12 protein-coding genes are annotated in these 12,620 nt (G+C 61.7%); 1 reads left to right on the top strand and 11 read right to left on the bottom strand.

From position 1 onward, the window contains the following. The first annotated feature begins 37 nt into the window (after positions 1-37). Positions 38-205, top strand: a complete 168-nt coding sequence (locus AC1DTN_RS24870) for a hypothetical protein (protein WP_439018175.1) — start codon at positions 38-40, stop codon at positions 203-205. 4 nt (positions 206-209) lie between these two features. On the opposite strand, the gene AC1DTN_RS24875 is transcribed toward AC1DTN_RS24870, so the two are convergent. The 11 genes from AC1DTN_RS24875 to AC1DTN_RS24925 form a co-directional block, all read right to left on the bottom strand. Then, complete coding sequence (locus AC1DTN_RS24875) at positions 210-1,304, bottom strand: pyridoxal-phosphate-dependent aminotransferase family protein (RefSeq protein ID WP_439018174.1); 1,095 nt, start codon at positions 1,302-1,304, stop codon at positions 210-212. A gap of 11 nt (positions 1,305-1,315) precedes the next feature. Continuing rightward, positions 1,316-2,095 carry an ABC transporter ATP-binding protein gene (locus AC1DTN_RS24880; protein ID WP_439018173.1) on the bottom strand — a complete coding sequence of 260 codons (780 nt, stop codon included), beginning with the start codon at positions 2,093-2,095 and terminating at the stop codon, positions 1,316-1,318. Further along, positions 2,092-2,874, bottom strand: a complete 783-nt coding sequence (locus tag AC1DTN_RS24885) for an ABC transporter ATP-binding protein (protein ID WP_439018172.1) — start codon at positions 2,872-2,874, stop codon at positions 2,092-2,094. Before AC1DTN_RS24885 ends, AC1DTN_RS24880 begins: the two co-directional genes overlap by 4 nt. Continuing rightward, complete coding sequence (locus tag AC1DTN_RS24890; protein WP_439018171.1) at positions 2,871-3,701, bottom strand: ABC transporter permease; 831 nt, start codon at positions 3,699-3,701, stop codon at positions 2,871-2,873. Before AC1DTN_RS24890 ends, AC1DTN_RS24885 begins: the two co-directional genes overlap by 4 nt. Then, positions 3,698-4,687, bottom strand: a complete 990-nt coding sequence (locus AC1DTN_RS24895) for an ABC transporter permease (RefSeq protein ID WP_439018170.1) — start codon at positions 4,685-4,687, stop codon at positions 3,698-3,700. The genes AC1DTN_RS24890 and AC1DTN_RS24895 overlap by 4 nt, the downstream gene beginning before the upstream one ends. Before the next feature lie 40 nt (positions 4,688-4,727). After that, positions 4,728-6,338, bottom strand: a complete 1,611-nt coding sequence (locus AC1DTN_RS24900) for an ABC transporter substrate-binding protein (protein ID WP_439018169.1) — start codon at positions 6,336-6,338, stop codon at positions 4,728-4,730. Positions 6,339-6,461: 123 nt separating this feature from the next. Continuing rightward, positions 6,462-7,862, bottom strand: coding sequence for an LLM class flavin-dependent oxidoreductase (locus AC1DTN_RS24905; RefSeq protein WP_439018168.1), 1,401 nt, complete (start codon positions 7,860-7,862; stop codon positions 6,462-6,464). A gap of 34 nt (positions 7,863-7,896) precedes the next feature. Beyond that, positions 7,897-8,874 (bottom strand): ABC transporter permease, encoded by a 978-nt coding sequence (locus AC1DTN_RS24910; RefSeq protein ID WP_439018167.1) that lies wholly within the window; start codon positions 8,872-8,874, stop codon positions 7,897-7,899. A 1-nt stretch (position 8,875) separates the two neighbouring features. After that, a complete protein-coding gene (locus tag AC1DTN_RS24915) occupies positions 8,876-9,895 on the bottom strand; it encodes an ABC transporter permease (RefSeq protein ID WP_442207348.1) in 1,020 nt (339 codons plus the stop codon). Further along, entirely contained in the window at positions 9,885-11,435 is a 1,551-nt protein-coding gene (locus tag AC1DTN_RS24920; RefSeq protein WP_439018165.1) for a sugar ABC transporter ATP-binding protein, read from the bottom strand. Before AC1DTN_RS24920 ends, AC1DTN_RS24915 begins: the two co-directional genes overlap by 11 nt. Before the next feature lie 60 nt (positions 11,436-11,495). Then, positions 11,496-12,506, bottom strand: coding sequence for a sugar ABC transporter substrate-binding protein (locus tag AC1DTN_RS24925; protein ID WP_439018164.1), 1,011 nt, complete (start codon positions 12,504-12,506; stop codon positions 11,496-11,498). Positions 12,507-12,620: the final 114 nt, after the last annotated feature.

Raw genomic sequence — 12,620 nt, forward strand, 5'->3', positions numbered from 1 at the left:
TGCGAAAATCGTGGCTCGGTTTTCCAGGAGGTGACGTATGTTTGCGGCATTCAAAACTTTCTTTGCGAAGCTTTTCCGAGACCGTGACCAACCGGTGTTCGAAACATCTGTCCACGCGACGGAAGAGGATTCCGAAAGCCGTCTGCGTAGCCTGCGGGAGGAAGAACTCTTCTTCTGGCAGCCGACGCCGAATTCCTGGTACTGAGCGATCAGCTGCTATAGATCTTCGCGACAGCTTCCGATGCGGCGCCGATATTCGCCGGGAAGCCGGCCTGCCGAAGCGCGGCACCATAGGCCACGACATTTGCGAGCACGGTCTGGAAGGTTGCCCGTGCCCCTGTGTGGTTGATACGCATGAGGTGCGACGAGCCTGTCCCGACACCCGGCGTCAGTTCGACGCCCAACCCCGCCGCAAAACCAACCACAGAGGTGGGTTTAATTCCTGACGGTAAGGAGACCGTTGTCACGAGGTTCGATGCCTGTTCGGCCGGCACCCAAAGGTTGGCGCCCAGCGCTGCAAGTCCGGCCCGGCTCGCCGAAGCTGCTCTTTCATGGCGGGCGACGACCTGCCCGAGGCCTTCCGCCTCGACCCGGTCGAGGGCCGCTTCCAGTGCAAAGAATTCCAGCGGTGCCGGCGTTCCCGGCAACGCGCCGCGGCCGGCATCCACCCAAGCCTTCAGGTCGGCCAGCGACAGGATGGAATCACGCGGCGCACCRTCATAGAGGGCCAGTTCCCAGGCATGCTGGCTGACTGACAGCGCGGAAACGCCGGCCGGCCCGCCGAGTGCTTTCTGTGGGCCGATCACGGCGATATCGATGCCCAACGCGTCGACATCGAGCGCATGGCCGCCGACGGAGGCAACGGCATCGACTACCGTCACAATGCCTCGCGCCTTTGCGAGAGCAGCGATCTCGGGCAATGGATTGAGGATACCGCTTGCCGATTCCGCGTGGACGAGGGCCAGTACGTTGACATCGGGATTTGCATCCAGCGCGGCGGCGATTGCTCTGGCCTCGATAGGCAGGCCGGGCTGAGCGATGACATCGACGACGTGAGTACCGCCGCGCCGCAGCCATTGTCCAAACCAGCCGCCGTAGGCGCTGGTGACGACGTTCAGCGCGGAAAAGCCAGGTCTGGCAAGGCTGGTCGCAACGGCTTCGAGCGCCACCACCGCCTCGGCCTGCACCAGCAAAACGTCGTTGTCCGTCTTCAGGATCGCGCCGATGCGGCGGGCGAGGGCGGTGTAACGTTCGGCCGGATAGACCGGCGCACCATAGAACGGGTTCCAGGCGACTTCGGTCATGGGAAACTCCTTCAAACGGGTTCGGTTACAAGGCGCGGCACAGCCGCGACGAGCCGGCGCGCTGCATCGGATCGCGGGGCATTGACGATATCCGCTGCCGGTCCCTCCTCAACGATTCGGCCCGCATCCATGACCGCGATACGATGCGAAACCGCGCGCACCACCGCGAGGTCATGGGATATGAAGAGATAGGCAAGGCCACGCTCGCGCTGCAACTCGACCAGCAATTCGAGGATGCGGCCGCGAATGGTCACGTCGAGCGCGGAAACGGCTTCATCCAGCACTAGCAGAGACGGCCGCGTCGCGATGGCACGGGCAATGGCAACGCGCTGTCGTTGCCCGCCCGAGAGTGTGCGAACAGGGCGGGAGGCAAAGGTCGAGGGCAAGCCGACGCGCTCCAGCAGGGTAGCGATTTCGGCCGGCCGCTGTTTCCTGTTCGCGATGGCGTGGATCCGCAGCGGGTCGTCGAGAACCGAGGCGACGGAGGACAGCGGATTGAAGGCGCCGAGTGGGTCCTGAAACACCATCTGCATATGCGCGCGCCGGCGCCGCAGTTCGGCGCCTCGAAGCGCGCGCCAATCTTGCCCTTCGAATCGGATGAAGCCGGAATCGGGCTCCAGCAGTCGCAGAAGGACGCGCGACAACGTCGATTTTCCACTGCCCGACGCTCCAACCAAGCCCAGGGTTTCGCCGGCTGCAATCGTCAGTGAAACATTGTCGAGAGCGGCAACCTGTCGGCCGGTGGAGGAATAGGCCTTGGATAGAGCCTCAACAGTCAGAAGCCCGCTCATGACGCTGCCTCGGCAATCAAGGGCGGCGTGGACAGATCGCGATGGCTTGCGATGAGGGCCGCGGTATAGCCATCGGCCGGCGACGACAGGACCGATCTGATAGGGCCGGCCTCGACCAGTTCTCCATTCCGGAAGACGGCGATGCGATCGGCGAAACCGGAGGCAAGCGCGATATCATGGGTGATGAAGAGCAGGGTCATACCTTCTTCGCGCACCAGCCCGTCGAGAAGGCTGACGATCTCGGCCTGAACAACGACGTCGAGCGCGCTGGTCGGCTCATCGGCGATCAGCAAGGTTGGCTTGGCGGCAATCGCAGCCGCAATTGCCACACGCTGCCTTTGGCCGCCGGAAAGCTGATGCGGAAAGGCGCGCATGGCGCTCGCGGGCTGTGGTATGCGCACCCGCTCGAGAAGCTCTTCGGCACGGGCATAGGCTCGCCGCCAGTCTAACCCCAGGTGCCGTCGGGCCGCTTCGGCAACCTGCTCGCCGATGGTCAGCACCGGATTGAGGCTGGTGCCGGGGTCCTGAAAGACGAAACCGAAATCGCGACCGGGAAGCGGCGCATGACCAAGCGCCGGCCATGTTATGTTGCCTCTGATCCTGGCGCTCTTCGGCAAAAGTCCGGCAAGCGCTCGGGCAAATGTGCTTTTGCCGGAGCCGCTTTCGCCGATGAGGGCCAGCCTTTCACCTCTGAGGACATCGAGGTCGATGGATTCCAGAGCCGCATCGCGCTCGTAATGGACGGAAAGCCCTCTCACGCTGCAGAAGAGATCACTCATCGCAATCCCTCCTCATTGCCAAGCGCCTTGCTCAGCCCCTCGCTAAAGAGATGCACTCCGAGCACCGTTATTGCCAGCGCGAGGCCGGGCAGCACGGAAAGGTAGGCGGCCGAGCGCAACACGCTGCGGCCCTCAGCGATCATTGATCCCCAGGTGGCGAGATTGGGATTGCCGAGACCGAGGAAGGAAAGGGCGGCTTCAGTGAGGATCGCGCCTGCGACAATAGTGGCGGACAGGGCCAGAACCGGAGGCAGCGCATTCGGCAGGATTTCCTTGAAGGCGATCTCAGCCGGGTGCATGCCGATCACGTGTGCGGCAGCCACATAATCCCGTTCGCGGATGGACAGCACTTGCGCGCGCGTCAGCCGCGCAGGATCGGCCCAGGTTCCGAGCGCAATGGCGAAGACGATGACCGGCGTCGAGACGCCGATGATGCTGACAAAGGCGAGCGCCAGCAGGAAGCCCGGAACGATCTGGAAAGCATCGACGACGCGCATCAGTGCTTCATCGATGACACCACCGGCAAATCCGGCAGCCATGCCGACAAAGAGCCCAAGCACCATGGCGGACAGGGCAGCGGCGATACCGACGGCGAGCGAGGTGCGCGCACCGTAGAGCAGGCCGGCGAGCACGTCGCGCCCCAGCCTATCGGTGCCGAGCGGCAGCCTCGGATCGGTGAACGGCGTAAGGAGCGCCCGGCCAGCAATTCGTAGTGGATCTCCTGGCGAGATGACCGGCGCCAACAGGCCGGCGACGAGCAAAGCTGAAAGGATTGCAAGCCCGATCCCACCTTCCGGAGTTTGAGGAAGACGACGCAGCAGTGTCATGCCCGGCCCCCAGATGCGCCGATGCGCGGATCGAGCGTCGCATAGACCAGATCGACAATGAAATTAACGCAGATGACGAGAACAGCGCTGGAAAGGATAATGCCCATCAGCAATGGCGCGTCACGACCGTTGACGGCTTCCTGGGCCAGTCGGCCGAAGCCCGGAATGGCAAAAACGCTCTCGATCACCACACTGCCGCCGAGCATAGCCGCGGATTGCAGGCCGAGCATGGTAACAAGCGGCAGAAGCGCATTGCGTGCCACATGGCGAAGCACGATACGGCTGCGCGACAGGCCTTTGGCCCGGGCAAAGAGCACGAAATCGAGCTTCCAAGCTTCTTCCATACCCGAGCGCATGACGCGCAGGAACAGCGCGAGATAGATGAAGGCAAGTGCGCCAACCGGGAGGGCCAGGTGCTCCGCGATATCGAGCGCACGCGCGAGGCCTGTCTTGCCCGAGGCAATGGTTTCGATGCCAGCAATTGGCAGCCAGCGTAGCTTGACCGAAAAGAAGATGCTGAGCACCAATCCCAGCCAGAAGCTCGGAATGGCGTAGATGACGAGCGAGCCGATCGAGAGGAAGCGATCCCGCACGCTGCCGGGCCTTGCGCCAGCCAGAATGCCGAGTGTCGAACCAAGCCCGAAGGAAAGTGCCGTGGCACTTCCCATCAAAAGCAGCGTGTTCGGCAGCCGCTCGACAATCAGATCCCGCACCGGCCGGTTGAAGGCCACCGACCAGCCGAGATCGAGGCGGGCAAGTGACGACAGATAGAGCCAGAGGCGGGCAAAGACCGATTGATCGAGGCCGTAGCTCTGCCGCAGCGAATTTATAAGGGCGGCGTCACCACCGCCGATCGAACCAAGATAGGCATCGACCGCATCGCCGGAGGCGGATTCCAGCAGGAAAAAACTGAAGATCACGACGATCAGCAGCACCGGAATGCTGCTGATGACCCTGCGTCTCAGGAGGAGAAGTGCACGTTTCACGCCGGACGAGGCCCCTGCAGCAATTGCGCCTTCGACCCTATCACGATTGCAGCGCGGTATCGCCCCAGTTCGAAACTGCCCAGCGCGGATTGTCGGACACATTCAGCACGGTGTCTCGGGCGACCGTGATGAAGCCCCATTCGGCGACGTTGATCAATGGCAGCTCGGCCACCACAAGCTGCTGGAACTTGTAATAGAGGTCGGTGCGTGCGGCCGTATCAACGGTCTCGGACGCCTGCTTGATGATCTTGTCGAGCTCGGCGCTGACATAACCGCCCTGGTTGGAGAAGGGCACACCGTCAGGTGTTCCGGACTGCACGAGGATCGTCGTGGAAATTGCCGGATCACCGCGGAAGACCGGCGGGCCGACGGCGATGTCGAAGTCGTGGTCGGTATAGACGGCCTTCTGGTGGGCGGCCGCATCGGCATTGACGATGACGGCATCGATACCGATGGCAGCAAGCGCCTGGCGCAGATAATCGCCGAACTGGCGTGTCTCGTTGAAATAGGGTGCAGGGCGCAGCTTGAGTTGGAACCGATTGCCGTCAGCGCCTTTGGTATAGCCGCCCTGGTCCAGCAGCTCGTTTGCCGCCTTCACGTCGAAATTGTAGTTGGCGACATCGGCGGTGTAGAATTCTTTCGAATTCTTCGGAACGGGGCCGGTGGATTCTGTCGCATAGCCGAGAAAGATCGTATCGACGACAAACTTCTTGTCGATCGCATGGGCAATCGCCTGACGAACTCTTAGATCTGACAGCTCCTTGCGGCGATGATTGATCTCGACGACAAGCTGATAGGTTAGCGCCTCATAGCCCTTGGAAATCACCTTGATGCCATCGACCTTGGAGATGCGGTCGAGATCGGCAAGCGGCACGGCCGAGAAGGCGGCGAGATGGATCTCTTCTGCTTCGAGCGCGGCCCCGGCCGATTCACGGTCCGGCAACACGCGGTAGACGATTTCGTTGAGCTTCGGCTCGCCCTTCTGCCAGTAATTTTCGTTGCGTGTCAGCCGGTAATATTCGCCAGGCTTGTATTCGGCGAATTTGAAAGGTCCGGTGCCAACGAGTGCATTGTTGGCCGGATTGGTGGCGATATCGGTGCCTTCGAAAATATGCTTGGGAACGACGCTGGTGACAGCCGGAAGCGCATTGCGGATGAGCTGGAACGGCGTCGGCTTCGAGAAGCGGAAGATCGCCGTATGATCGTTGGGCGTATCGACAGCCTGCAGATTGGCAAAGACCAGGCGCCCGAGGTTCTGGAGCGGCTTCCACACGTTGAGCGCCGAGAAGGCAACGTCGGCCGAGGTGAAGGGCTTGCCGTCGTGCCAAGTGGCGTTTTCGCGCAGCTTGAAGGTCACGGAGAGCCCGTCCGGCGAGCCTTCCCATGACGTTGCAAGACGCGGTGCGAGACCATCCGAACCTTCATAGGAGGCTTCCGCCAACGGTTCGATCACCTTGCTTGAAATGAAGAAAACGCCGTTCGAGGCGACGATGGCAGGATTGAGGTTCTTCGGCTCGGAGTCGGCTGCAACGATCAGACGCCCGCCAGCCGGCACTGCCTGCGCCAGCGCAATGCGCGACAGCGCCGTTGTTCCGAGCAGCAGCGCCGTGCCCTTCAGCAGGCCACGCCGAGAGATATCCGCAATAGTCATGCCCCCTCCTGATCCCTTAAAAATTCAATGATCTATATTCGAGCTGAAACCGTAAGTGTGACAGGAATTAAATTCGAACAGGATGGCCAGGCGAGATATTTTTTGTCACCCAGCCATTATTTTTCAGCGGCCGCCGACAGCAAGCCGCAGCGCTTCCGCGCCAAGGTTGCGATAGGCAGCTCCCGGATGGGGCGCAACCAGCCTCGGCCCCGCAGCGCCGAGCTTTTCGCGCAGTGTACCCTGCCGGTATTCGGTCTTGTAGACGCCGCGCTTCTGCAGTTCCGGCACCAGCAGATCGACGGTATCTTCGAAGCTCTCGGGCGTCACCGCATAGGCAAGATTGAAGCCGTCGACATCGGTGTCCTCGACCCATTCCTGCATCAGATCGGCGACCGTCGATGGCGAGCCGACGAAGACCGGGCCGAAACCGCCGACGCCGACCCAATCGGCCATTTCGCGCACAGTCCATTCCTTGCTCGGGTCGATGGTCGTGAAGGTCTCGACAGCCGACTGCACGGCATTCGTATGGCGGTGGCGCAGCACCTCGTCCGGGCCGAACTGGCCGAAATCGATGCCCGTCCAACCGGATATCAGCGTCAGCGCCCCCTCGAAGGAAGCGTACTTGCGATATTCGTTGAATTTGCGCTGCGCCTCGGCATCCGTTTCGCCGAGCACCACGGTCTGCAGGTTGAAGGCAAGCATTTCGCGCGGGTTACGTCCCAGCCGTTCGGCGGCCTGGCGGACATTGGCGACATAGCGCTTCAGAACCGTCTTGGAGGGCGCAGCCACGAAGATGCATTCGGCATGTGCGCCGGCAAAATCCTTGCCGCGGCTGGAAGCGCCAGCCTGATAGAGAACGGGCGTGCGCTGCGGCGAGGGCTCGCTCAGGTGAATGCCGGGAACGTTAAAATACTTTCCCGAATGGTTGATCGGATGGACCTTTTCCGGATGGGTAAAGATGCCGCTTTCGCGGTCGCGCACGACAGCATCGGCCTCCCAGCTTCCTTCCCAGAGCTTGTAGCAGACCTCGAGATATTCGTCGGCGAGATCATAGCGGTCGTCATGGTTGGTCTGTGCCGGCTGGCCGATATTGAGCGCGCCGCTGTTGAGATAAGACGTGACGATGTTCCAGCCGACGCGGCCCTTGGTCAGGTGGTCGAGCGTCGAGATTCGCCGGGCGAATGTATAGGGGTGTTCAAAGGAAAGCGAAGCCGTCAGGCCGAAGCCGAGATGCTCGGTCTCATAGGCCATGGTCGGGATGAGTTGCAGCGGATCGTTGACCGGCACCTGCGCCGAATGGCGAAGTGCTGCATCGACGTTGCCGTTCAGGACGTCATAGACACCGAGCACATCGGCGATGAAGAGACCGTCGAACTTGCCGCGCTCCAGCGTCTTTGCCAGATGCACCCAGTAGTCGAGGTCCTTATAGGTCCAGGACTTGTCGCGCGGATGCCGCCAAAGCCCTGGCGACTGGTGTCCGACGCAATTCATATCGAAGGCGTTGAGCCTGATTTCACGGGTCATTTTATTCTTCCTACATCGGTCGGCGAGGTGCGGTTCAGGCGCCGACGGTTTTTCTGTTGATGAAGCTGAAGGCGAGCACGGCAAAGATGAGCGTGCCGGTACCGACCTGCTGCCAGTAAAAGTTCAGGCCCGTCAGCAGCAGGCCGTTGGCGACGATGCTGAGGAGCAGGACGCCGAGAACGGTGCCAAGCACATTGGGCCGACCGAGCGGCGACAGCGTCGTGCCGATGAAGGTGGCGCCGATGGCGTTCAGCAGGAACGCATTGCCGGAGGAGGGGATGTAGACGGTCACGGTCGCCGTCAGGATAAGGCCGGCAACGGCGGCAATCAGCCCGGCGAGAATGAAGGTGGCGGCCACAGGGACGCCAAGCCCGATGCCGGAATAGCGCACGACGCTTGGCTGAATACCGATCGAGACCACCACCCGCCCGAAACGCGTCCAGGCGAACACGGCTGCTGCACCGGCAATGACGACCGCGGCGATCACCAGCGGAACGGGCACACTGGCGATCGTGCCGTTGCCGACGAAGCGGAAGGCGTCCGGCACGCCCGAGGGCGGCAGATAGACCGGATTTCCGCCATTGGTCAGCAATTGCTGGATGCTACGACCTATAAACAAGGTGCCGAGTGTCGCCAGAAATGGTGCAACGCCGATCACGGACACAAGAACAGCATTGAACGCGCCGACCAGTGCGCCGGCTGCAAGGCCGGCGAGCAGCGCGAGCGGCACCGGCTGGCCCGCCAGAACGAGGGAGACGAAGGCGAAGCTTGCAAAATCGACGGCCGTGCCGACCGACAGATCGATGCCGCCTGCGGAGACGGCGAAGGTCATGGCGATCGAGACGATGGCGAGCAGCGTGAAATTGTTGACGAGAATGCTCTGCAGGTTGCCGGGAGTGAAGAAGGTTGGCGCCAGGATCGAGAAGACGGAGAAAACCACGATGAGCGCCACGATCAGGCCAAAGCGTGCGAGGCCGGCGAGCGAGCGGCCGGCTGAAGTCGAGGCGGTCATGTCAGATCTCCCGCTTGCGCAGCAATGTCGTGGCCGACACGACGATCAGAATGAGAAGCCCCTGCACGCCGCTGACGAGCGTACTCGGCAGGTTCAGGAGCTGGAAGCCGTTGGTGAGGAAGCCGATGAATAGCGCTGATATCAGTGTTCCCGGAACAGTGGGCACCAGCCGACGCGAAAAGACCGAGCCGAGCAATGCGATAACGACGATGGGCAGCAACGCTTCGCCCGAACCGGTCGTGCTGCCGCTGAGATAGGAAACCGAGAGAATGCCGGCAAAACCACCGCAGAACCCGCTGGCAATGAAGGCCCCGGCAAGCAGCCGCTTGAGCGGCAGGCCAGCGGCGCGCGCGGCATCCTGAAATTCGCCGACGGCATAAAGCCTCAGACCGACTGGCGTATATTGCACTATCGCGGTGGCAATTGCTGTAAACCCGATCAGCACATAGGCGAGAATGGGAATGCCGAAACTGTCGGAAGCCGAAACCACTGTCAGAAAATCGGTCGAGGCGGGCACGACGGTATTCTGCGTTAGGACGAGTTCGAGACCGGCGACGACATTCATTACCGCGAGCGTTGCTAGCAGCGGGACGATGCCCGCGAGCACGACGGCGACAGCGTTGACCGCGCCGATCGCAAGCCCGGTCAGCAAGGCCGCAGCCACCGCTGTTGCGTCGCCATAGCCGAGCTGGATCAAAGTCGCATAGACTGCAGCACTCAGGCCCATATTGGCGGCCAGCGACAGGTCGATGCCGCCGGTGACGACATTCGAGCCCCCCGCGACCAGCACTACGGTCAAGCCGATCGCCAGCACGCCCGAAATGGCGGACTGGCCGAGAACATTGCCGATATTGCCGACCGACAGGAAGTAGGGCGCGGTCAACGAGAACACGACGAGGATGGCCGCGAAAGCAAGCAGCGAGCCGAAGCGGAGCACCGCGACGGCTGCTGCGCCCTTGGCTTGCGGCACGGGGTCGGAGGAAACGGCGGGATGGGGCGCGAAGTGAACGTCAACCGACATGGCGCAATCCTTCCGAAGCGCCGGTCGAGATGGACAGCACTTCATCCGTTGTGGTTTTGGAGGAGTCTAGCTCTCGGATCAGCCGGCCGCGGAAAAACACCAGGATCCGGTCCGTGATGCCGACGAGCTCCGGCAGGTCGGAGGAGAGGACGATGACGCCGGCGCCACGCGCCGCAAGTTCGCCGATCAGCGCATAGATCTCGACCTTCGAGCCGATATCGACGCCGACGGTCGGTTCATCCAGCAGGTAGATTTCCGACTGGCGGCTCAGCCACTTGGCGATCGCCACCTTCTGCTGATTGCCGCCCGAGAGTGTGCGGACCAGCGCATCGCGCCCGGCCGTCTTGATCTGCAGCCGCTTGATCAGGTCCTCGGTATCGGAGCGCTCACGCCTGCGATTGAGGAAACCGAAACGGCTGTAGCGGTCAAGGCTCGGGAGCGTGACATTTTCGGCCACGCTAAGATTGAGGCCGACGCCGTGTCCGCGCCGATCCTCGGGAACAAGTGCAAGCCGACGGTCGACGGCCCTTGCCGGGCTGCGCGGCTGTGCTGCTCGACCCTCGATTTCAATCTCGCCGCTCGCGGCCTGTTCCAGACCGAAGAGCGTGCGGATCAGGTCTTTGGCGCCGGAGCCGAGGAGACCGGTGATGCCGAGCACCTCGCCACGTCGCAGGCTGAAACTGACATCGTCAAACCGGTTGGGCGCTGAAAGCCCGCGGATGTTCAGGATCGTTTCGCCGAGGTCGACCTGGCGCTTGGGGAACATTTCGGCGATGTCACGCTCGATCATCAGGCTGGCGATCGCCTTGGCCGAGGTTTCGCCAATCGGCAACGAAGCCACATCCCGGCCGTTTCGCAGCACGGTGACGTGATCGCAGAGTTCTTCGATCTCGTTGAGGTAATGCGAGATGTAGATGATGGTCACGCCTTCGTCGCGCAGCCGGCGGATCAGGCGAAAGAGGATCTCGGCCTCGCGCCGCACCAGGGCCGCGGTCGGCTCGTCGAAGACGAGTATTTTCGGCTGGTGGAGCAGTGCGCGGGTGATCTGGACGATCTGCCTTTCGGCGGTCGATAATTCACTTATAAGGGCGTTCTTCGGCAGAGTGATCCCGAAATAATTGGCTAGGAGCTCACCGGCACGCTTTTGCATCGCCCGGCGATCGAGGAAGGGAGTTTTCGCAAGCCGCGTTTCACGGCCGAGGAACAAAGCCTCGCCGACGGTGAATGTCGGAACCAGCAGCCTGTCCTGATGGATGAAATGGATGCCGAGCTCTTCATTGAGATGCGGTGTCAGCCGATCGTAGACTTTACCCTCGATTTCGATCGTGCCCTCGTCTGCGACATGCAGCCCTGCAAGCAGCTTGATCAGCGTCGACTTGCCGGCGCCGTTTTGTCCGACGAGGCCGTGGACGGTGCCGCGTCGTATGGCGAGCGATGCGTCGGCGAGCGCTTGGGCACCGCCGAAACGCTTGATGATGTGATCGAAGCGAATGATGACATCGTTGCTGTCGGTCACTTGCGCCGGGACGGGTTCAGTCATGATGCCGCTTTCCAGGGACATGCTGACCTTGCGGCGCTAACCGCAAGGTCAGCCTTGATATCAGCCGATGCCGAGCTTCTTGATGATCTCGGAGACGTTTTCCTTGTTGGCGAGCAGCGCCTGAACATAGGTCTCGCGCGGCAGCGTCTGGCCGGCGAGCAGCTTGGCAACGTTGCGGACTGCGACACGGCCGATTTCGGCGGGCTGCTGAGCGGCATCGGCGCCAGCCGGCGAGTTCTTGTCAGCAACGAGCTGGAGAACCTCCGGGCTTCCATCGACGCCATAAGTGCGGATCTCGTTGCGGCCGGCGGCGGCGATCGCCTGCGTGGCGCCGAGCTGCGGAATGTCCCAGGCCGACCAGACGGCCTTGATCGAGCCCTTGTCCGGATATTTGTTGAGGATGGCGGTGATCTGCGTGAAGGCGTCCTGAACCGTATTCGGGATGACGTCACGCAGTTCCGGCTGGATGATCTTCACCTTCGGGAAATACTTGATGACGTTGACGAGCTGGTCGTAACGGATCGCGCAGGGTGTCACGCCGTAGAACCCGTTGAAGACGACAATATTGCCTTCCCCGCCGATATCGGAGACGAGCTGCAGGGCGAGATCCTTGCCAATGCCCCAATTGTCCGACGTCGTGTTGTTGATCGAATTGGTTGAGCCGACATCGACGGTCAGAACAGGAATGCCGGCGTCACGGGCCTTCTTCAGCCAGGGATCGATGACGCTGAGCGTGCCGAGGATCTGGACGATCGCATCCGGCTTCTGAGCGACAAGCGTCTGAAGCTGGGCGATCAGCTTGCCGTCGTTACGGCCGGCATCAACGGCGATCGGTTCGCCGCCAAGCCGCTTCACCTCTTCGATCTGGGCATTATAGACCTGCAGATCGAAATAGTGGTCCGTACCGGTGGCGCTGATGGCGACGCGCTTGCCCTTCAGGGAAAGCCCCTCGTCGTCGGCCCTTGCGGCGGGTGCGGTCAGCATGCTGGCGCCTGCAAAGGTCGCGCTGGCGACAGCCGCGAGCTTCAAGATTTCACGGCGTCCGAAGCCGCCTCCAAGTCCTTCATTCATAACGATACCCTCTCAATTTGATAGTCTGTAAAATATATAGATTTAAGGCTCATAAGAGGTACGTTATTCCAAAAGCACACGGTCGCAGGAAATTTTCTGAAGCTAAGGCCTGGC

This window comes from Rhizobium sp. 01T444 (assembly GCF_056398305.1).

Bases quoted from the DNA above. Each gene is read 5' to 3' on its own strand.
- AC1DTN_RS24870 (WP_439018175.1), top strand. From the start codon at position 38: ATGTTTGCGGCATTCAAAACTTTCTTTGCGAAGCTTTTCCGAGACCGT.
- AC1DTN_RS24880 (WP_439018173.1), bottom strand. From the start codon at position 2,095: ATGAGCGGGCTTCTGACTGTTGAGGCTCTATCCAAGGCCTATTCCTCC.
- AC1DTN_RS24885 (WP_439018172.1), bottom strand. From the start codon at position 2,874: ATGAGTGATCTCTTCTGCAGCGTGAGAGGGCTTTCCGTCCATTACGAG.
- AC1DTN_RS24890 (WP_439018171.1), bottom strand. From the start codon at position 3,701: ATGACACTGCTGCGTCGTCTTCCTCAAACTCCGGAAGGTGGGATCGGG.
- AC1DTN_RS24900 (WP_439018169.1), bottom strand. From the start codon at position 6,338: ATGACTATTGCGGATATCTCTCGGCGTGGCCTGCTGAAGGGCACGGCG.
- AC1DTN_RS24905 (WP_439018168.1), bottom strand. From the start codon at position 7,862: ATGACCCGTGAAATCAGGCTCAACGCCTTCGATATGAATTGCGTCGGA.
- AC1DTN_RS24910 (WP_439018167.1), bottom strand. From the start codon at position 8,874: ATGACCGCCTCGACTTCAGCCGGCCGCTCGCTCGCCGGCCTCGCACGC.
- AC1DTN_RS24915 (WP_442207348.1), bottom strand. From the start codon at position 9,895: ATGTCGGTTGACGTTCACTTCGCGCCCCATCCCGCCGTTTCCTCCGAC.
- AC1DTN_RS24920 (WP_439018165.1), bottom strand. From the start codon at position 11,435: ATGACTGAACCCGTCCCGGCGCAAGTGACCGACAGCAACGATGTCATC.
- AC1DTN_RS24925 (WP_439018164.1), bottom strand. From the start codon at position 12,506: ATGAATGAAGGACTTGGAGGCGGCTTCGGACGCCGTGAAATCTTGAAG.